Consider the following 17,694-nt stretch of genomic DNA (forward strand, 5'->3'; position numbering starts at 1 on the left):
GCAAAAACGCGCGCCGGCAGTTCCCTGCGGCTTCGGCTTGCGTTCCACATCTCAGCATTCCATCCAGCGAGTTCTCCATGATCATCAAACCGCGTGTGCGCGGCTTCATCTGCGTGACGACCCATCCGGCGGGTTGCGAAGCCAACGTCCGGCAACAGATCGACTACGTCAAGGCCCGGCCTCCCATCGCGGGTGGCCCGAAGAAGGTGCTGGTCATCGGCGCGTCCACGGGCTATGGCCTGGCCGCGCGCATCACCGCCGCCTTCGGCTGCGGCGCGGACACGCTCGGCGTGTTCTTCGAGCGCGCGGGCAGCGAGAACCGCCCCGGCTCGCCCGGCTGGTACAACACCGCCGCCTTCCATCGCGCCGCCGAGGCCGAGGGGCGCTATGCGAAGAGCATCAACGGCGACGGCTTCTCCGACGAGGTGAAGCAGTTGACCATCGACGCCATCCGTGCCGATCTGGGGCAGGTCGACCTCGTGGTCTACAGCCTGGCCGCGCCGCGCCGTACGCATCCGAAGACCGGCCAGGTCTTCAACTCGGTGCTCAAGCCCATCGGCAAGTCGGTGACCCTGCGCGGGCTCGACACCGACAGCGGCACCGTGAAGGAATCGGTGCTCGAGCCCGCGACACAGGAAGAGATCGACAACACCGTGGCCGTGATGGGAGGTGAAGACTGGCAGATGTGGATCGACGCGCTGCAGCAGGCCGGCGTTCTGGCCGATGGCGCCAAGACCACCGCCTTCACCTACCTGGGCGAGCAGATCACGCACGACATCTACTGGAACGGCTCCATCGGCGCGGCCAAGAAGGACCTCGACCAGAAGGTGCTGGGCATTCGCGAGACGCTGGCCGCGAAGGGCGGCGACGCGCGCGTGTCGGTACTGAAGGCGGTCGTCACGCAGGCCAGTTCGGCGATTCCGATGATGCCGCTGTACCTGTCGCTGCTGTTCAAGGTGATGAAGGCGCAGGGCACGCACGAGGGCTGCATCGAGCAGGTGCATGGCCTCTATGCCGACAGCCTCTATGGCAGCGCGCCGCACATCGACGAAGAAGGCCGCCTGCGCGCCGACTACAAGGAACTGGCGCCGCAGGTGCAGGCCCGCGTGCTCGAACTCTGGCCGCAGGTGACCAACGAGAACCTGAACACCATCAGCGACTTCGCGGGCTACAAGACCGAGTTCCTGCGGCTCTTCGGCTTTGCGGTGGAAGGTGTGGACTACGAGGCCGACGTGAACCCCGACGTGGGCATTCCGAACCTCGTGCAGGCCTGAGCACCTGCGGCACGGATACTTGCGCCCATGCAGATTCAAGAAAAGCCGCCCGCCGGCACGCCGTTCGACTGGATCGGCGGCGAACCGAAGGTGGAGGCGCTGGTCGAGCGCTTCTATGACCTGATGGACCTCGAGCCCGCCTACGCGCAACTGCGCGCGGTGCACGGCTCCAGCCTCGACAACGCACGCCAGCGCCTGTTCTGGTTCCTGTGCGGATGGCTCGGCGGCCCGCAGCACTACACCGACCGCTTCGGCCACCCGATGCTGCGCGCGCGGCACCTGCCGCAGAGCATTGGCGGCCACACCATCGGCATCAAGGAACGCGACCAGTGGCTGGCCTGCATGGACCAGGCCATGGGCGAGACGGGCGTGCCGGAAGACCTGCGCGCACGCCTTCGCGATTCCTTCTTCAAGACCGCCGACTGGATGCGCAACCGTGGGGAATAGGGCTCGCCCCCAGGCTTCGCGCACTTCGTGTCGCTTCGCCAACCCCCTGCCGGGGGCAACACCGGAGGCCCGGCAAAGCCGGTTCCTCGGTGTTCCTTGAAGAGACAGCAACGGCCGTATGACACAACACCGAATCGAAAGAAATCACTTCATGAACTCCATCGTCATCATCGGCGGCGGCCACGCCGCGGCCCAGCTATGCGCCGGGCTTGCTGAAGCAGGGCAGGGCGCGCGCGTGCACCTGGTCTGCGAAGAGGCCTGCGAGCCCTACCACCGCCCGCCGCTGTCCAAGGCCTTCCTCAAGAGCGCCGAGGAAACCACGCAGCCGCACAAGGCCGCCGACTGGTACCGCGAAGCGGGCATCACGCTGCACCTGGGCGACGCCGCCGTGGCCATCGACCCCGATGCGCACACCGTCACGCTGCGTTCGGGCGCGGTGCTGCCTTGGGAACGGCTTGTGCTGGCCACCGGCACGCGCGCGCGCCAGATGCCCGACCTGAAACCGGGCCTGGAGAACGTCGCCAGCCTGCGCGCCGCCGACGAGGCGCATCGCCTGCGCACCCGGCTCGCATCGGCCGAGACGGTCACGGTGCTGGGCGGCGGTTTCATCGGGCTCGAAGTGGCTGCAACGGCCAAGGCGCTGGGCAAGTCGGTGCAGGTGATCGAAAGCGCGCCGCGCCTGCTGGGCCGCGCGGTGTCGCCCGAACTGTCGGCACATGTGCTGGCCACGCATCGCGCGGCCGGCATCGACATCGTGCTCGGTGCGCAGACGGGCGCGTTCGAGGTCGAGGGCGACCGGCTGGTGTCGGTGCAGGTCAACGGCGTGAAGCAGCCGGTCGACCTTCTGCTGCTGGGCATCGGCGCCGTGCCCGAGACCGCGCTCGCGCAGGCGGCCGGCATCGAGTGCGCCGACGGTATCGTGGTCGACAGCCACATGCAGACCAGCGCAGCCGACGTGCTGGCCGTGGGCGATTGCACGCGCTTCCCCGATCGCCGCGCTGGCCGCGCGTTGCGGCTCGAGTCGGTGCAGAACGCGAATGACCAGGCGCGCACGGCGGTTGCCACGCTGACCGGCGCGGCACGCGACCACGACGCGGTGGCGTGGTTCTGGTCCGACCAGGGCAGCATGCGGCTGCAGATGGTGGGCCTCATGCCGGCAGAGGGCACGCCGGGCCTGACCAGCGTGCGCCGCACCGGTCCGGGCGCGAACCCCAATGCGTTCTCGCTGTTCCACTATGTCGATGGACATCTGGTGTGCGTCGAATCGGTGAACGCACCGGTCGATCACATGATGAGCCGCAAGCTGCTCGAAGCAGGCCGCAGCCCCGAGCCGGCGGTGATAGCCGATGCTTCGATTCCCCTGAAAAACCACCTGTCGTAATTGCGCCGCAAGTCAGGCTGGGTTCACCAGCCTGTCATTGCGCTTTCAGAGACTGCCTCCTTCTCCAATCCTGCAGAGGGAGCTCTCGATGAAAAACGCAGCGGCCACGTCGCTATTGCGCCTCGCCCCCATGTCCACCTGTGCCGCCGTGATTGCCGCCGTGCTGACCGCCTGTGGCGGCGGCAGCGGTGGTGGTGGCACTGTATTTCCCCCGGTCACCTCCACGCCCACGACCGACCCCGCGCCGGCATCCATTGCCAAGGGCACGCGCGCCACGGTCGCCTTGCTGGAGACCACCGACCTGCACGCCAACGTGCGCAGCTACGACTACTTCAAGCTCGCCGAAGACAAGTCGTACGGCTACGAGCGCACCACCACGCTGATCAACGCGGCGCGCAAGGAATTCCCGAACACGATGCTGTTCGACAACGGCGACACCATCCAGGGCACGGCGCTGGCCGACTACGAGGCCCTGGTGAGCCGGGTTCCGTGCACGCAGCCGCTGTCTATCTACAAGGCCATGAACGCCACCGGCTACGACGCCGGCACGCTGGGCAACCACGAGTTCAACTACGGCCTCGATTTCCTCAACCAGGTGATCGGCGGCGGCCTCGACGTCGAAGGCGTGGACGGCACCAAAAAGTGCGCCGGCCCGACCTTCCCCATGGTGCTGGCCAACGTGCAGAGCGTGAAGAGCGGCAAGCCGCTGCTCGCGCCGTACGCCATCATGACCAAGCAGTTCACCGCCACGGCACCCGACGGCAAGACCGTGACGGTGCCGGTGAAGGTCGGCGTGATCGGCTTCACCACGCCCGGCATCCTGAACTGGGACAAGCGTTTCCTCGAAGGCAAGGTGCGCACCGAAGGCGCCGTCGAAGCCGCCACCAAATACGTCCCTGAACTGCGCGCCAAGGGCGCCGACATCGTGGTCGCGCTGCAGCACGGCGGCCTCGATGCATCGCCGTACTCGCCGACGATGGAAAGCCCCGGGCTCTACCTGTCGAAGGTGGCGGGCATCGACGCTCTGATGATGGGCCACCAGCATGGCACGTTCCCCGATCGCAGCGCGAAGCCGGGCTACACGCAGGCCGGCGTGGACAATGCCGCAGGCACCGTCAACGGCGTGCCTGCCGTGATGGCCAGCTCGTGGGGCAAGGCGCTGGGCCTGATCAAGCTCGACCTGGTGTACGACGGCAAGGCATGGGGCGTGGACAAGGCCAAGACCTTCGTCGAGGCGCGCTCCACGCAGACCGGCAAGGACGGCGCGGGCAAGGCGAACTACGTCGATGCCGACTCGAGCGTCGCGCCGCTGGTCGAAACGCAGCACCAGGCCACCATCGCCTACGTGAAGACGCCGATCGGCACCACCGACTTCCAGATGAGCACCTACTTCGCGGACGTGGGCGACCCTGGCGCGATCCAGATCGTGAACCAGGCGCAGGCCGACTACGTGAAGAACTACATCCAGGCCAACCTGCCGCAGTACGCGAGCCTGCCGGTGCTGTCGGTGAGCGCGCCCTTCAAGTCGGGCTATGAAGGCGCCCGCGACTACACGGACGTGGCGGCCGGCAACGTGGCGATCAACAACGCGGCCGACCTGTACCTGTACCCCAACACGGTGTACGCGGTGAAGGTGACGGGCGCCGAGATCAAGGGCTGGCTCGAAGCCGCCGCCAAGCGCTTCAACAGGATCGATCCGGCACTGGCGACGGACCAGCAGCTGATCAGCACCTTCCCGGGCTACAACTTCGACATGTTCACCACGCCGGATGTGCAGTACGAGATCGACGTGACCCAGGCGGTGGGCAGCCGCATCAAGAACCTGATGTACATGGGCGCACCCATCGACACGGCGAAGGAGTTCGTCATCGCGACGAACAACTACCGTGCGACCAGCGGCGCGAGCTTCATTCCCGCGCTGGACGGCCGCGCGACGATCTACCCGTCGCCCGACGCGAACCGCGACGTGCTGATCGCCTACATCAAGGCCAAGAAGACCATCACGCGCGCAACCAACGGTGCAGCGCGCAGCTGGACCTTCACCAAGGTCGCGACGGCGGGCAACGTGGTGTTCTCTTCGGCGCCGAATCAGTTGGGTGCGGCCACGGCCGCGGGGTTGACCAACATCTCGCTGCTGGCTGCGGACGACGGTGGCGGCAAGGGGCAATCGCGCTACAAGCTCGACCTGAACCCGTAAGAGGCAAATGAAGGCAGGCTGGTGGCGTCCGGCGGCGTCTCCTGCCTGCCTCGTGGCTCAGCGCCGCGCGGGCGCCAGCAGCACTACCAGCGCCCCGGCGCCGCCTTCCGCCGGCTTCGCCTGCACGAAGGCGAGCACCTCGTTCTTCTGGATCAGCCAGCGCTGCGTCTTGGTCTTGAGCACGGGCTGCTTGCCCGGCGAGCCCAGGCCCTTGCCGTGCACCACGCGCACGCAGCGCAAACCCTGCTTGTAGGCATTGCGGATGAAGCTGCCGAGCGCTTCGCGCGCCTCGTCGCTGCGCAGCCCGTGCAGGTCGACCTGCGCCTGGATGGACCAGTCGCCCTTGCGCAGCCGGGCCGTCACGTCGGTGCCGATGCCGGGGCGGCGAAAGCTCATGGCGTCGTCCACGTCGAGCAGCGTGGTCACGTCGAACTCGTCGGACAGCGATTCGCGCAGCACCCGCTGCTCGTCGAGCTGGTGCTGCACCGGGATGGGCGCCGGCGGCTCGGGCGCGAGCGGCACTGCCGCCTTGCGGCGCAGCGGTTCGGTGGCGCCGATGGCGCGGGCGAACAGGTCTTTCTCGGCGGCGCGCTTGCGTTCGGCGGCGGCCTTGGCAGCCGCCTCTGCCGCTTCGCGCTCGCGGGTTTCGGCCAGCACGCGCTGAACCTGCTTGAGGTCGGCGAGATTCTTGAGCGCGGGTGAACGTTGGGGCATCAGAGCAATCCTTTCTCGGCCATCGAGAAGCTCTGGCCGGGGCTCACGATGACATGGTCGAGCACGCGCACGTCGACCAGCGCGAGTGCGGCGCGCAGCGTCTGCGTGAGCGATTCGTCGGCGCGCGACGGCTCGATGCTGCCGCTGGGATGGTTGTGGGCCAGCACCACGGCCGCGGCCTGGTGGTGGATGGCACGCGTGACCACCTCGCGCGGGTAGACGCTGGTCTGCGTGAGCGTGCCACGGAACATTTCTTCCAGCATGATGAGGCGGTGCTGCACGTCGAGGAACACGACCACGAACACCTCGTGCGGCCGCGAGCCGATGTGCAGCTGCAGGTATTGCTTGACCGCCTCGGGCGAGTCGAACACCGTGCGCTCCTTGAGCTTCTCGCCCATGGCGCGTCGCGCCAGTTCGAGCACCGCGATCAGTTCGGAGCGCTTGGCGGTGCCGCCCATGCCCTTGACGGCCTTGAGGTCGTCGGCGCCGGTGTGCAGCAGGCCCGACAGGCCGCCGAAGCGCTCGAGCAGTTGCTGGGCCAGTTGCAGCACGTTCTTGCCCGCCACGCCGGTGCGCAGCAGCAGGGCCAGCAACTCGGCATCCGCCAGCGCGGCGGCGCCTCGCGAGATGAGTTTTTCGCGTGGACGGGCGTCGAGAGGGAGATCCTTGAATGCCATGAAACCCTGGGTGAAACCTTGGCGGAGCCGGGTGGAAGCCCCGGTCCTTAAAATGAGATCCAGTTTATCGGGACACCTACCTTGTCTTTGCCCACCTCCGCTGCTCCCATGTCCCAAGTCGTGACTTTCGGCTCCTTCCTGACCTTGCACTACCGGCTGGCCGGTCCGGCAGGCGACATCATCAACACTTTCGCCGACAAGCCGGCGACCCTGTCGCTGGGCACCGGCGAGCTTTCGCCCGCCATGGAGCAGCGCCTGATGGGCCTGGAAGAGGGCACCCACGCCACCTTCGAGCTGCCCGCCGGCGAGGCCTTCGGCGAACGCAACCCCGACATGCAGCAGTGGGTGGCCCGCAAGCTGCTCGCCCAGATGGGCGACCCCGACGAGCAGTACGCCGTGGGCGACGTGGTGCAGTTCCCCACGCCCGACGGCACCGGCAGCTATGCCGGCGCGGTGATCGAATCGAACGAGACCGGCGTGCGCTTCGACTTCAACCACCCGCTGGCCGGCCAGCCCGTGACCTTCGAAGTGAAGCTCATCGGGGTGCTATGAACACCGGCATCTCCGAAGTCATCCTGGCCGAGCCGCGCGGCTTCTGCGCGGGCGTGGACCGCGCCATCGAGATCGTCGAGCGCGCCATCGCCAAGTTCGGCGCGCCGATCTACGTGCGCCACGAGATCGTGCACAACACCTACGTGGTGAACGAGCTCAAGGCCAAGGGCGCGATCTTCATCGAGGAGCTGTCCGACGTACCGCCCGGCGCCACGCTGGTCTTCAGCGCGCACGGCGTGAGCAAGGCCGTGGAGCAGGAGGCGCGCGACCGCGGCTTCGAGATCTTCGACGCCACCTGCCCGCTCGTGACCAAGGTGCACGTCGAGGTGGCCAAGCTCGCGAAAGAGGGCTACGAATTCATCATGATCGGCCACAAGGGGCACCCCGAGGTCGAGGGCACGATGGGCCAGCTGTCCAGCGGCATCCACCTGGTGGAAGACGTGGCAGACGTGGCGAAGGTCTCGCCGGGCCAGACCGACAAGCTCGCGGTCGTCACCCAGACCACGCTGAGCGTGGACGACGCCGCCGAGATCGCCGCCGCGGTGCGCGCGCGCTTTCCGGCCGTGCGCGAGCCCAAGCAGCAGGACATCTGCTACGCCACCCAGAACCGCCAGGACGCGGTGAAAATCATGAGCCCGCAGGTCGACCTGGTGATCGTGGTCGGCAGCCCCACCAGCTCCAACAGCAACCGGCTGCGCGAACTGGCTCAGCGCTTGGGCACCGAGAGCTACATGGTCGACTCCGCCGAAGAGCTCAAGCCCGAGTGGTTCGAGGGCAAGACGCGCATCGGCCTCACCGCCGGCGCCTCGGCCCCCGAGGTGCTGGTGCGCGAGGTGATCGACCGCGTGCGCGCTTTCGGCGCGGTGTCCGTCCGCAAGATGGACGGCATCGAGGAAACCATCAAGTTTCCGCTCCCCAAGGGCCTCAAGCTCGACGACATTCCCCCTCCCGGACACATCTCTTGAACGACAAGAACACGAATCTCTGGCGCTCCGAAATCGAGAGCGCCGCCGCCAGGCTGGACGCGCGCGCCGGTCATTTCCTGCGCCAGACGCCGCTGTGGAAGCTGCCGGCAGCCGCCTTCGGCGTCACGGTGCCGGGCGCCGAGGTCTGGCTCAAGCTCGAGCACATGCAGGTCAGCGGCAGCTTCAAGGCGCGCGGCATGATGAACCGGCTGCTGGCCAACGACATTCCCGCGAGCGGCGTGGTCGTGGCCTCGGGCGGCAATGCCGGCATTGCCACCGCAGCCGCCGCACAGGCGCTGGGCGTGCCCTGCCAGGTTTTCCTGCCGGGTGTGTCGCCCGAAGCCAAGCGTGCGCGCCTGCGCGCGCTGGGCGCCGAAGTCGTCGTCGTCGGCCAGCTCTATCCCGACGCGCTGGCGGCCTGCCTCACGCGCCAGAAGGAGTCCGGCGCCTTGCTCACGCACGCCTACGACCAGCCCGAAGTGGTGGCCGGCGCCGGCACGCTGGGCCGTGAAATCGAAGCGCAGGGCGGCCTGCCCGACTCGGTGCTCGTGAGCGTTGGCGGCGGCGGCCTGATCGGCGGCCTCGCCGGCTGGTTCGAGAAGCGCGCCCGCGTGGTGGCACTGGAGCCCGAGAAGGCGCCGACCCTGTTCCGCGCCCGCGAAGCCGGGGAGCCGGTCGACGTCGAAGTGGGCGGCATCGCGGCCGACTCGCTCGGCGCGCGCCGCATCGGCGCCATCGCATGGGAAATCACGCAGCAGCAGGTCGCGCAGGCGCTGCTGCTGTCCGACGAATCCATCCGTGCCGCACAGCAGTGGCTGTGGAAGGAGCTCAAGCTCGCGGTGGAGCCGGCCGCAGCGCTGCCGCTGGCTGCGCTGCAAACGGGCGCCTATGTGCCGCGCGAAGGCGAGAAGGTTTGCCTGATCGTCTGCGGCGCCAACGTCGACCCCGCTACCGTCGCCTGACAAGCCGCCCTCTAAAATCGACCGATGCTCGACATCACCCTGCTCCGCAAAGACCTGGCCTCCGCCGTGGCCGGCCTTGAAAAACGCAAGAAAAACCAGCCTTACCTCGACGTGTCGGCGTTCACCGCGCTCGAGGCCGAGCGCAAGACGCTGCAAACCCGCACCGAGGAAATCCAGGCGCGCCGCAATACGCTGAACAAGCAGATCGGCCCGCTCAAGGCCAAGGGCGAGTCAGTCGATGCGCTGATGGCCGAAGTCAACGCGCTCAAGGCCGAGCAGGAATCGCAGTCCAAACGCCTCGAAGAAATCCAGCCCGAGCTGCAGGCCCTGCTGCTCGCCGTGCCCAACCTGCCGCACGCCAGCGTGCCGCTGGGCGAAGACGAGACCGGCAACGTCGAAATGCGTCGCTGGGCCCCGCAGGGCGGCGCTGGCTCCAACGCCAAGCCGCTGGGCTTTGCCGCCAAGGACCACGTCGACCTGGGCGCGCCGCTGGGTCTCGATTTCGAGATGGGCGCCAAGCTCGCGGGCTCGCGTTTCACCGTGATGAAGGGCCCGATCGCCCGCCTGCACCGCGCGCTCGCGCAGTTCATGCTCGACCTGCAGACCGAGAAGCACGGCTACACCGAGTGCTACGTGCCCTACATCGTCAATGCCGCCACGCTCAGCGGCACCGGCCAACTGCCCAAGTTCGAGGTCGACCTGTTCGCCGCGAAGAAGGGCGGCCAGGACGGCGAGCCGGCGCCCGACCATTCGGCGCTGTACCTCATTCCGACGAGTGAAGTGCCGTTGACCAACTTCGTGCGCGACGAAGTGGTGGCCGAGTCGCAACTGCCGATCAAGGTCACGGCCCACACGCCGTGCTTCCGCTCCGAAGCCGGCAGCGCTGGCCGCGACACGCGCGGCATGATCCGCCAGCACCAGTTCGACAAGGTCGAGATGGTGCAGATCGTGCACCCCGAAAAGAGCTACGAAGCGCTCGAGCAGATGACCGGCCACGCCGAGGCCGTGCTGCAGGCGCTGGAGCTGCCGTACCGCGTGGTGCTGCTGTGCTCCGGCGACATGGGTTTCACCGCCGCCAAGACCTACGACCTGGAAGTGTGGCTGCCGGCGCAGGACACCTACCGCGAGATCAGCTCGGTCTCCAACTGCGAAGCTTTCCAGGCGCGTCGCCTGCAGGCTCGTTTCAAGAATGCGCAGGGCAAGAACGAACTCGTGCACACGCTCAACGGTTCCGGCCTGGCCGTGGGCCGCGCGCTGGTGGCCGTGCTGGAGAACCACCAGAACGAAGACGGCTCGATCAACGTGCCGGCCGCGTTGCGGCCGTACATCGGCGGCGTCGAAGTTTTGCGTGCCTGAAGCGCTGGGGCTTCAAATAGCGGAAATTTCTCCGCTATAATCAGAGGCTCGACAGCACCGGAGAGGTGGCAGAGTGGTCGAATGTACCTGACTCGAAATCAGGCGTACTAGCGATAGTACCGAGGGTTCGAATCCCTCCCTCTCCTCCAAGAATGGCCCCGCAAGGGGCTATTTTTTTGCCTGTTTCCTTCCAAGGAAAAGCCGTCCCCAGATTCAGGTGGGCTTAAGTTTCCCCCGCGATACTGCAGAAGACGGTCTTTTGGCGTTGGTAGAGGTCGCTTCGGCACCCGCCCTCACGGTGGTTCCTCGAGGCTGGAGGTCGTCAGTTCTTTTGTCCGGCCGGGGGCGCATGCGCGCTCCTTGGGCCGGCTGTCAAAAAGCCCTCGCGGCACATGGCCCGGCATTGAGCGCCTGCCCCCGGAGAACTATTCTTCGAATTGCCATGACCCAAGAACTCCCCGACTTCGATCTGCCCGAAGGCTGGACTTGCTGGGTAGACCTCACGCAGGCGCCGGAAGGTACCTACACCGGCAAGGCCGAACTGCGCCAGGGCAGGGAGCAGCGCTGTGTGTTCGTGCTGGCTCAGCAGCCGTCGCGCGAAGCTGCGCTCGAACGTGTCCGCTTCCGGGCGAAATATTTTGTCGACGAGTGGATGATCCGCTCGCAAGACGGCGGTGATCAGGTGTAGGAAAAGCGCCGTTTCCGGGCCTGAACGGCAGAGTTTTCCACGCTGCTCATTTCGCAGGCACCGTGTTGCAGGCCACGCCAGGCAACGATTCCGCGCGCAATCCCCCCGGTTTTCCCCAAAGTTGTCCCCAATCGGCGGGGAAAACCCCAGGACGCCTTTCCAGGGTGCCGGCGGGTTGGTTCAGGCCCCGCGCTTACGCCCGGGCCCGCTCTGCTTCCTCGAGCCAGGTGGGCTCGTTGGAGGTGTCCGGAAAGCCGCTGTCGGCCATGGCCGGCGACCCTGCCGATCCCGGCACGTGCCGCAGCTCATACCCCCGTCCATAGACCGAGTGCAGAACGAACTCGCTTTCCTTGTGCAGCGACAGCTTGCGGCGGATGTTCGCCACGCAGCAGTCGAGCACGCGGCTCTTGCGTTCGATCCGTGAATCGACCCACAAAGAGGCCAGCAGCCATTCACGCTCCAGCAGGCGCCCCGCGTTGCGGAACAGCAGCAGCGCCAGTTCGAACTCGCGCGGCTTCAGCCGGATCTCGCTGCCCCGGTGCACCACGACCTTGCGGCTGCCGAGGAAGTGATAGTTGCCGAACAGCGCGCTCACCGAATGCGGGTGAAGCAGGGTCTCGTTGCGGCGCAGGGCCTCGCGCACGCGCAGTTCCACCTCGAAATCGTCGACCGGCAGCACCGCGAAGTCGATGCCAGCGCCGGGGGAATCGCTGCCGGTCACCGCCAGCACCTCGTTCAGCAGGTCGCGTTGCAGCGCATTGACCACCAGGAAGATGGGGATGCGCAGCGCCTTGCACATGGCGGTGAGCACCGGCCAGGCGCCTTCGTCCTTGAGCACGACCAGCAGCAGGTCGAATGGCGCGCCGTGGGTCACGGCGCTCAGGAAATCCGCGCTGGAGTCGAATGGCGCAGGCGTGCAGCCTATCTGCTGCAGGCGCTGGCCCCAGGCCTTCGCCTGGGCTTTGTCGCAGCCCACCATGGCCACATGGCGCGAGCCTTGAGCGTTGTTCATGTCCATAGTTCGAATGCGGTTCGTGGAGAGCAGGCAGCGGTGCCGCTCAGCCCACTGCCAGTCGGCTTCCGCCGCCGGATTGCGTCTTGCGGATGCCGTCCGGGCCGTAGAAGAGTTGTGCGCTGGCCTGCAGGAAATGCAGCGCTTGCTGAGTGAAATCGAGGTGCGCGTACACCATCGAGCCGTTGCGCAGGTTGTGGCTGCGCGCCTGCACCGCCAGCACCAGCAGTTCGGCCCAGGCCTGCTGCAGCTCGGGGCCGCCGCCCGCCGCTGCGGCATCCGCGCCCGCGCGGCCCGGCTCGTAGCCCATGGCCGCCTGCATGGCTTCGCGCTCGCGGTCGAGTTCGGCCATGCGGTCGAGCAGGCGTGTCTTCTCGCTGGCAATGGCCGCGAGGTCGGTAAAAACGCCGGCCGACATGGCCTTGGCCTCCCGGTCCAGCACGGCCAGGAATTCCCCGATGCAGGCTGCTTCCGTGCGCAGCCGGGCCAGCAGAGCCTGGGCGTCGTTCATTGGCCGTCCTTCTTGCCGTCGAGCAGGTCGCGCACGCTGGCCAGCAGGCCGTCGGCAATGCGTTCCGGGCGCACCTGGTAGCGGCCTGCGCGGATGTCCTCGCGGATCGCCGCCACGCGGGCCGCGTCGAAATCGCTGCCATCCGTGGCTGCGGGCAGCGCATGGACGTGCGCGGAGGCCTGCCGCGCAGCTTCCTTGGCTTCCTTGGTGCGCTCGGGCGCGTCGGCGCCGGTCATCGGGGCCGCGCCCGTGGCGGGCGATCGATGGAGGGGCGTGGCCGAAGGGGCGGGTTGATCGATTTTCAAGGTGATTCCTCAGGGGCTGACCGGTATATCGGCAGCCCGGGCAAGAACTTTAGGAATTGCGTGCACGAAGGTTGAAACGGGCTCCAGGGGCTACTGCGCGAGCTGGATCTGCCCCTCCTCGTCCGCCACGCCGCTGACCAGCCGGCCCTCCCGGGTCTTGGCCTGCACCACCGCGCCGACCCTCGCCCCGCTCAGGGCCTTGCCCTCTGTGCTGACCACGAATCCTTCGCCCTGGGCCACCAGCTTCACCGCCTGGCCCTGCTGGATGACCGTCACCCCGCGCACCGATTCCTTGCGCAGCGGCGCGCCCGGGCCGATGCGGTTGGCCGCCACCACCCCGACCAGTTCGGCCGCGCTGGTGATGACGGAGCGCGGCAGCCGCGTGAGGTCGCCGGTGCGCTCGGTGACGTCGCCCGCGCCCAGCGGCCGGCCGGTCTCGATGGCGCGCGCGGCCACGAAATAGCTGCCTTCCACCGACACGTGCGCCTGCACGAAGCGCGTCCACGGCCGCTCCGTCTGGCAGCGCACGCCGACCGATACCCGGCCCCAGGGCGTGGCGCCCGGCGGCAGGAAGGCCTCGGGCGCCTCGCAGGGCGGCAGCGCCTCGGTGCCGCGGCCTTCCAGGCTGATCGTGACCTTGCCCGGCAGGCCGGCGGTCTGCACCTGCAGGTATTTCTGGATGGCCGTGCCGGCGGCATCGGCCGCGGGTGCCGAGGCCCACGCGGGAGCCATGCACGCGGCCATCGCCAGCAGTGTCGGCAACACGGTGCGCAGCAGGCGGGTCCGGAGCTGTAGGAGGTTCATCGGCAGCGTGAGGAAAGGGCAAAAAACAGGTGGCACGGGAGTCGACGCAGACACGCCGGCGCCGGGCAATTCTAGAAATCCGGTGCCGGATCGAAGGTGCGAGCAGCAGGCGAAAACCCCCTTTGTTCGGACGATTGCAAACGCAATGCATGCATAGACTCGCTTTCCATCTGTCGCTGCGCCTCGTGCATTGGCGACGCCACAACGGATGGAAAAAAGATGATCGACAAGCTGGATGCGGCGCTTCGCTTCAACCGCGAGGCCCTCAACCTCCGGGCCGAGCGCCAGGAGGTGCTCGCGGCCAATATCGCGCACGCCGACACGCCCAACTACAAGGCGCGCGACTTCGACTTCAGCAGCCGCCTGAGCGAAGCCGTCGAGCGCGGCCGCGCATCGCAGTCGATGTCGCTGGCCACCACCTCGGCGCGCCATCTCGCGGGCCAGGCACAGGCCATGCCCGACAAGGACCTGCTCTACCGCACGCCCAACCAGTCGAGCCTGGACGGCAACACCGTCGAGATGGACGTGGAGCGCATCGCCTTTGCCGACAACGCGCTGCGCTACGAGTCCAACCTCACCGTCATCAACGCCAAGATCAAGTCGCTGCTCTCGGCGGCACAGCAGTAAGCCATGCCCTTTCCCAGCACTTCCATGAACATCTTCAACGTGGCGGGCTCGGCCATGACCGCGCAATCGCAGCGCATGAACGTGACCGCGAGCAACCTGGCCAACGCCGAGAGCGTGGCCGGCCCCGACGGCATGCCCTACCGCGCCAAGCAGGTGGTGTTCGAGGTTGCGCCTTCGGGCCACCAGGACATCGGCGGCGTGAAGGTCTCGGGCGTCATCGAAGACCCTTCGCCGCCGAAGATGGTGTTCGACCCCAAGAGCCCGCATGCCAACGGCGAAGGCTACGTCGCGATGCCCAACGTCAACGTGGTCGAAGAGATGACCAACATGATCTCGGCCTCGCGCAGCTACCAGGCCAATGTCGAAGTGCTCAACACGGCCAAGACGCTGATGGTCAAGACGCTGACCATCGGCCAGTAAACCCCCTCATACCCACCACTCCATGGCCATCTCCGACACCTCTTCCATCTCCGGTCAGAACGCATCGAGCGCGACCGGCAACACCGTCTCCAGCCAGGACAACGAGCAGCGCTTCCTCAAGCTGCTGGTCACGCAGCTCAACAACCAGGACCCGCTCAACCCTATGCAGAACGCCGAGCTCACCTCGCAGCTCGCGCAGATGAGCACCGTGACCGGCATCGAGAAGCTCAACACCACGCTCTCGGGCCTGGTGAACCAGACCGGCGCCAACCAGCTGCTGCAGGCGACCTCGCTCATTGGCTACAACGTGCTGTCGCCGGGCGACGTGCTCACCACCAAGAAGCCCGAAGACGGCAAGGACCCCGCCGCGCAGGCCTTCGGCGTGCAACTGCCGGGCACCGCTGCGGACGTCACGATCAAGATCCTCGACGACAAGGGCAATGTGGTTCGCACCATCGACGCCGGCCCCATGAAGGAAGGCGTCAACGCCGTTACCTGGGACGGCAAGGACGAGGCCGGCAACGCGGTGGCCGCGGGCGCCTACCGCTTCACTGTCGATGCCAAGAACGGCACCGCGGCCGTGACCGCCACCGCGCTGACCTTCTCGCAGGTGGCGGCCGTCAAGCAGGGGGCCAGCGGCGTCACGCTCGAACTGGGCTCGGGCGCCAGCATCGGCCTGTCCGACGTGCGCCTGTTCCTCTGAGGCGTGCGCCTCCTCTCTTTTCCATCGCAGCACTGAACGCATTGAAGTAAGGAACCATCATGAGCTTTTCCCAGGGCATCAGCGGACTCGGCGTGGCCGCGGCCAATCTCGACGTCATCGGCAACAACATCGCCAACTCGGGCACCGTGGGCTACAAGTCCGCCGCCGCCACCTTCCAGGACGTGTATGCCGGCTCGCGCGTCGGCCTCGGCGCCTCGGTGTCTGGCGTGGTGCAGAACTTCACGCAGGGCGTGACGCAGTCGAGCAGCCGCCCGCTGGACGTGGCCATCCTGAACGGCGACGGTTTCTTCCGCCTGAGCAGCGCCACCGGCGAAGTCATGTATTCGCGCAACGGCCAGTTCACGCGCGACAAGGACGGCTACATCGTCAACGCCTCCGGCCTGCGCCTGACCGGCTACGGCGTGAACGCCAGCGGCGGCATCAACGGCGGCACGCCGTCGGCCATCCAGATCCCGACCGCGTCCATGACGCCCAAGGCGACCGGCAACGTCAACGCCGAGTTCAACCTCGACGCGCGTCTCGTGACGCCGACCAAGACGCCGTTCAACCCCGCGGACTCCGCCACCTTCAACTACTCGAACGCCGTCGGTCCGGTGTACGACTCGCTCGGCAACCCGCATGACCTGTCCGTGTACTTCGTGAAGAGCGCCACGCCGGCCAACACCTGGAACGTGTACGGCACCGCCGACGGCGCGCCGCTGAACGCCGGCGCCGCGCTGACCACGCTCACCTTCGACACCAACGGCGTGATGACCGCGCCCGCCGGCGGCAAGCTGAGCACCGGCGCCATCACCTTCACCAACGGCGCGGCCCCGCTGACCGCGTCGATCGACCTCTCGGGCACCAGCCAGTTCGGCGCCGCCAACGGCATGAGCAAGCTGAGCCAGGACGGCTACCGCTCGGGCGAGCTGACCTCGTTCTCGATTAACCCCGACGGCACCATCACCGGCAAGTTCTCCAACGAGCAGACCAAGCTGCTGGGCCAGGTCGTGCTGTCGTCCTTCGCCAACCCGAACGGCCTGGAGCCCAAGGGCAACAACGTGTGGGCCGAGACGCTGGCTTCGGGCAACGCGCTCACCGGCACCCCGGGCGAAGGCACCAAGCTCGGCTCGCTGCAATCGGGCGCGCTGGAGTCGTCCAACGTCGACCTGACCTCCGAACTCGTCAACCTCATCGTCGCGCAGCGCAACTACCAGGCCAACGCGCAGACCGTGAAGACGCAGGACCAGGTCATGCAGACGCTGATGAACATCCGCTGAGGCGGCATCACCACCGAACGACCGACACCAGGAGCACCCAGTGGATCGAATGTTGTATGTCGCGATGAGCGGCGCCAAGCAGGCCATGGATCAGCAGGCCACCGTGGCCAACAACATGGCGAACGTCTCTACGCCCGGCTTCCGCGCGCAGATCGCCAACTTCCGCGCGGTGCCCGTGGTCGGCCAGGAGGCGCCCACGCGAGCCTTCGTGGCCGCGACCACGCCCGGTGCGGACTTCACGCACGGCCCGCTCACCGAAACCGGCCGCCCGCTCGACGTGGCCGTCAGCGGCCAGGGCTGGCTGGTGGTGCAGACGCCTGACGGCGGCGAGGCGTACACCCGCGTCGGCAACCTGCAGATCGGCGCCGACGGCCAGATCACCACCATGGGCGGACGCGCCGTGATGGGCGACAACGGCGCCATGACCGTGCCGCCCGGCTCGGCCGTGGCCATCGCCCCCAACGGCCTGGTCGGCGCGCGCGACCCGGCCTCGGGCACGCTCACCGGCATTGCCGAAGTGGGCCGCCTGAAGCTGGTCAACCCGCCCACCACCGACCTCGTGCGCGGCGACGACGGGCTCTTCCGCATGCGCGAAGGCCTGCCGCCGGCCCAGGCCGACGAGGCCGTCACGGTCGTCACCGGCGTGGTCGAGGGCAGCAACGTGAACCCGGTCGAAGCCATGGTCGCCATGCTCGCCAACGCGCGCAGCTTCGAGATGCAGATGAAGTCGCTGCAGACCGCAGACATCAACGCGCAGGCGGCCAACAAGCTGCTGGCCTACGGCTGATCGGCAGCAGGCAACGCTTTCCGGCCATCACG

General features: G+C 67.4%; 20 protein-coding genes and 1 tRNA gene. 15 read left to right on the forward strand and 6 right to left on the reverse strand.

Annotated elements, in window-relative coordinates; translation table 11 throughout:
- The first annotated feature begins 77 nt into the window (after positions 1 to 77).
- The 4 genes from fabV (at position 78) to ACWV14_RS08020 (ending at position 5,299) form a co-directional block, all read left to right on the forward strand.
- A complete protein-coding gene (fabV, locus tag ACWV14_RS08005) occupies positions 78 to 1,274 on the forward strand; it encodes an enoyl-ACP reductase FabV (protein WP_454907419.1) in 1,197 nt (398 codons plus the stop codon).
- A gap of 27 nt (positions 1,275 to 1,301) precedes the next feature.
- Positions 1,302 to 1,721, forward strand: coding sequence for a group II truncated hemoglobin (locus ACWV14_RS08010; protein WP_454907418.1), 420 nt, complete (start codon positions 1,302 to 1,304; stop codon positions 1,719 to 1,721).
- 151 nt (positions 1,722 to 1,872) lie between these two features.
- Positions 1,873 to 3,102, forward strand: coding sequence for an NAD(P)/FAD-dependent oxidoreductase (locus ACWV14_RS08015; protein WP_454907417.1), 1,230 nt, complete (start codon positions 1,873 to 1,875; stop codon positions 3,100 to 3,102).
- Positions 3,103 to 3,190: 88 nt separating this feature from the next.
- Positions 3,191 to 5,299: a bifunctional 2',3'-cyclic-nucleotide 2'-phosphodiesterase/3'-nucleotidase gene (locus ACWV14_RS08020; protein ID WP_454907416.1), complete on the forward strand. Its 2,109-nt coding sequence runs from the start codon at positions 3,191 to 3,193 to the stop codon at positions 5,297 to 5,299.
- 57 nt (positions 5,300 to 5,356) lie between these two features.
- On the opposite strand, the gene ACWV14_RS08025 is transcribed toward ACWV14_RS08020, so the two are convergent.
- Complete coding sequence (locus ACWV14_RS08025; protein WP_454907415.1) at positions 5,357 to 6,013, reverse strand: Smr/MutS family protein; 657 nt, start codon at positions 6,011 to 6,013, stop codon at positions 5,357 to 5,359.
- Complete coding sequence (gene radC, locus ACWV14_RS08030) at positions 6,013 to 6,690, reverse strand: RadC family protein (RefSeq protein ID WP_422085400.1); 678 nt, start codon at positions 6,688 to 6,690, stop codon at positions 6,013 to 6,015. The genes ACWV14_RS08025 and radC overlap by 1 nt, the downstream gene beginning before the upstream one ends.
- A 108-nt stretch (positions 6,691 to 6,798) precedes the next feature.
- Between radC and ACWV14_RS08035 the strand changes: the two genes are divergently transcribed.
- From ACWV14_RS08035 to ACWV14_RS08060, 6 genes are all read left to right on the forward strand, one after another.
- Positions 6,799 to 7,242 (forward strand): FKBP-type peptidyl-prolyl cis-trans isomerase, encoded by a 444-nt coding sequence (locus tag ACWV14_RS08035; RefSeq protein WP_081265914.1) that lies wholly within the window; start codon positions 6,799 to 6,801, stop codon positions 7,240 to 7,242.
- Positions 7,239 to 8,207 (forward strand): 4-hydroxy-3-methylbut-2-enyl diphosphate reductase, encoded by a 969-nt coding sequence (ispH, locus tag ACWV14_RS08040; protein WP_422085401.1) that lies wholly within the window; start codon positions 7,239 to 7,241, stop codon positions 8,205 to 8,207. Before ACWV14_RS08035 ends, ispH begins: the two co-directional genes overlap by 4 nt.
- On the forward strand, positions 8,204 to 9,169 hold the full coding sequence (locus tag ACWV14_RS08045) for a threonine/serine dehydratase (protein ID WP_454907414.1): 966 nt from the start codon (positions 8,204 to 8,206) through the stop codon (positions 9,167 to 9,169). Before ispH ends, ACWV14_RS08045 begins: the two co-directional genes overlap by 4 nt.
- A 24-nt stretch (positions 9,170 to 9,193) precedes the next feature.
- Positions 9,194 to 10,525 (forward strand): serine--tRNA ligase, encoded by a 1,332-nt coding sequence (gene serS / locus ACWV14_RS08050; RefSeq protein ID WP_454907413.1) that lies wholly within the window; start codon positions 9,194 to 9,196, stop codon positions 10,523 to 10,525.
- A 59-nt stretch (positions 10,526 to 10,584) separates the two neighbouring features.
- Positions 10,585 to 10,674 (forward strand) — tRNA-Ser (locus ACWV14_RS08055).
- Positions 10,675 to 10,967: 293 nt separating this feature from the next.
- Positions 10,968 to 11,213 (forward strand): hypothetical protein, encoded by a 246-nt coding sequence (locus ACWV14_RS08060; protein ID WP_454907412.1) that lies wholly within the window; start codon positions 10,968 to 10,970, stop codon positions 11,211 to 11,213.
- Between the two features lie 193 nt (positions 11,214 to 11,406).
- On the opposite strand, the gene ACWV14_RS08065 is transcribed toward ACWV14_RS08060, so the two are convergent.
- The 4 genes from ACWV14_RS08065 to flgA all read right to left on the reverse strand — a co-directional run bounded on the left by ACWV14_RS08065 (position 11,407) and on the right by flgA (position 13,845).
- Positions 11,407 to 12,225, reverse strand: a complete 819-nt coding sequence (locus ACWV14_RS08065; protein ID WP_454907411.1) for a winged helix-turn-helix transcriptional regulator — start codon at positions 12,223 to 12,225, stop codon at positions 11,407 to 11,409.
- Positions 12,226 to 12,271: 46 nt separating this feature from the next.
- On the reverse strand, positions 12,272 to 12,736 hold the full coding sequence (locus ACWV14_RS08070) for a flagella synthesis protein FlgN (protein ID WP_081265907.1): 465 nt from the start codon (positions 12,734 to 12,736) through the stop codon (positions 12,272 to 12,274).
- The gene (gene flgM, locus ACWV14_RS08075) at positions 12,733 to 13,041 is read right to left on the reverse strand and encodes a flagellar biosynthesis anti-sigma factor FlgM (protein ID WP_081265906.1); all 309 of its coding nucleotides are present in this window, start codon (positions 13,039 to 13,041) and stop codon (positions 12,733 to 12,735) included. Before flgM ends, ACWV14_RS08070 begins: the two co-directional genes overlap by 4 nt.
- A 90-nt stretch (positions 13,042 to 13,131) precedes the next feature.
- Positions 13,132 to 13,845, reverse strand: coding sequence for a flagellar basal body P-ring formation chaperone FlgA (gene flgA, locus ACWV14_RS08080; protein WP_454907410.1), 714 nt, complete (start codon positions 13,843 to 13,845; stop codon positions 13,132 to 13,134).
- Positions 13,846 to 14,064: 219 nt separating this feature from the next.
- Here flgA and flgB point away from each other — a divergent pair, with 219 nt between their 5' ends.
- From flgB to ACWV14_RS08105, 5 genes are read left to right on the forward strand one after another with little or no spacing between them, the layout of a single operon-like run.
- Positions 14,065 to 14,472: a flagellar basal body rod protein FlgB gene (flgB, locus tag ACWV14_RS08085; protein ID WP_454907409.1), complete on the forward strand. Its 408-nt coding sequence runs from the start codon at positions 14,065 to 14,067 to the stop codon at positions 14,470 to 14,472.
- A 3-nt stretch (positions 14,473 to 14,475) separates the two neighbouring features.
- Positions 14,476 to 14,892 (forward strand): flagellar basal body rod protein FlgC, encoded by a 417-nt coding sequence (flgC, locus tag ACWV14_RS08090; RefSeq protein ID WP_455240212.1) that lies wholly within the window; start codon positions 14,476 to 14,478, stop codon positions 14,890 to 14,892.
- Between the two features lie 22 nt (positions 14,893 to 14,914).
- On the forward strand, positions 14,915 to 15,595 hold the full coding sequence (locus tag ACWV14_RS08095) for a flagellar hook assembly protein FlgD (protein ID WP_422085449.1): 681 nt from the start codon (positions 14,915 to 14,917) through the stop codon (positions 15,593 to 15,595).
- Between the two features lie 59 nt (positions 15,596 to 15,654).
- A complete protein-coding gene (gene flgE / locus ACWV14_RS08100; protein WP_454907407.1) occupies positions 15,655 to 16,875 on the forward strand; it encodes a flagellar hook protein FlgE in 1,221 nt (406 codons plus the stop codon).
- 40 nt (positions 16,876 to 16,915) lie between these two features.
- Complete coding sequence (locus ACWV14_RS08105; protein WP_454907406.1) at positions 16,916 to 17,662, forward strand: flagellar basal body rod protein FlgF; 747 nt, start codon at positions 16,916 to 16,918, stop codon at positions 17,660 to 17,662.
- Positions 17,663 to 17,694: the final 32 nt, after the last annotated feature.

The organism is Variovorax durovernensis, assembly GCF_977011995.1.

Coding starts and splice junctions, on each gene's coding strand:
- ACWV14_RS08020 (WP_454907416.1), top strand. CDS start 3,191: ATGAAAAACGCAGCGGCCACGTCGCTATTGCGCCTCGCCCCCATGTCC.
- fabV (WP_454907419.1), top strand. CDS start 78: ATGATCATCAAACCGCGTGTGCGCGGCTTCATCTGCGTGACGACCCAT.
- ACWV14_RS08070 (WP_081265907.1), bottom strand. CDS start 12,736: ATGAACGACGCCCAGGCTCTGCTGGCCCGGCTGCGCACGGAAGCAGCC.
- ACWV14_RS08025 (WP_454907415.1), bottom strand. CDS start 6,013: ATGCCCCAACGTTCACCCGCGCTCAAGAATCTCGCCGACCTCAAGCAG.
- ACWV14_RS08095 (WP_422085449.1), top strand. CDS start 14,915: ATGGCCATCTCCGACACCTCTTCCATCTCCGGTCAGAACGCATCGAGC.
- ACWV14_RS08065 (WP_454907411.1), bottom strand. CDS start 12,225: ATGAACAACGCTCAAGGCTCGCGCCATGTGGCCATGGTGGGCTGCGAC.
- ACWV14_RS08015 (WP_454907417.1), top strand. CDS start 1,873: ATGAACTCCATCGTCATCATCGGCGGCGGCCACGCCGCGGCCCAGCTA.
- serS (WP_454907413.1), top strand. CDS start 9,194: ATGCTCGACATCACCCTGCTCCGCAAAGACCTGGCCTCCGCCGTGGCC.
- flgC (WP_455240212.1), top strand. CDS start 14,476: ATGCCCTTTCCCAGCACTTCCATGAACATCTTCAACGTGGCGGGCTCG.
- ACWV14_RS08060 (WP_454907412.1), top strand. CDS start 10,968: ATGACCCAAGAACTCCCCGACTTCGATCTGCCCGAAGGCTGGACTTGC.
- ACWV14_RS08035 (WP_081265914.1), top strand. CDS start 6,799: ATGTCCCAAGTCGTGACTTTCGGCTCCTTCCTGACCTTGCACTACCGG.
- ispH (WP_422085401.1), top strand. CDS start 7,239: ATGAACACCGGCATCTCCGAAGTCATCCTGGCCGAGCCGCGCGGCTTC.
- flgA (WP_454907410.1), bottom strand. CDS start 13,845: ATGAACCTCCTACAGCTCCGGACCCGCCTGCTGCGCACCGTGTTGCCG.
- flgB (WP_454907409.1), top strand. CDS start 14,065: ATGATCGACAAGCTGGATGCGGCGCTTCGCTTCAACCGCGAGGCCCTC.
- flgE (WP_454907407.1), top strand. CDS start 15,655: ATGAGCTTTTCCCAGGGCATCAGCGGACTCGGCGTGGCCGCGGCCAAT.
- ACWV14_RS08010 (WP_454907418.1), top strand. CDS start 1,302: ATGCAGATTCAAGAAAAGCCGCCCGCCGGCACGCCGTTCGACTGGATC.
- radC (WP_422085400.1), bottom strand. CDS start 6,690: ATGGCATTCAAGGATCTCCCTCTCGACGCCCGTCCACGCGAAAAACTC.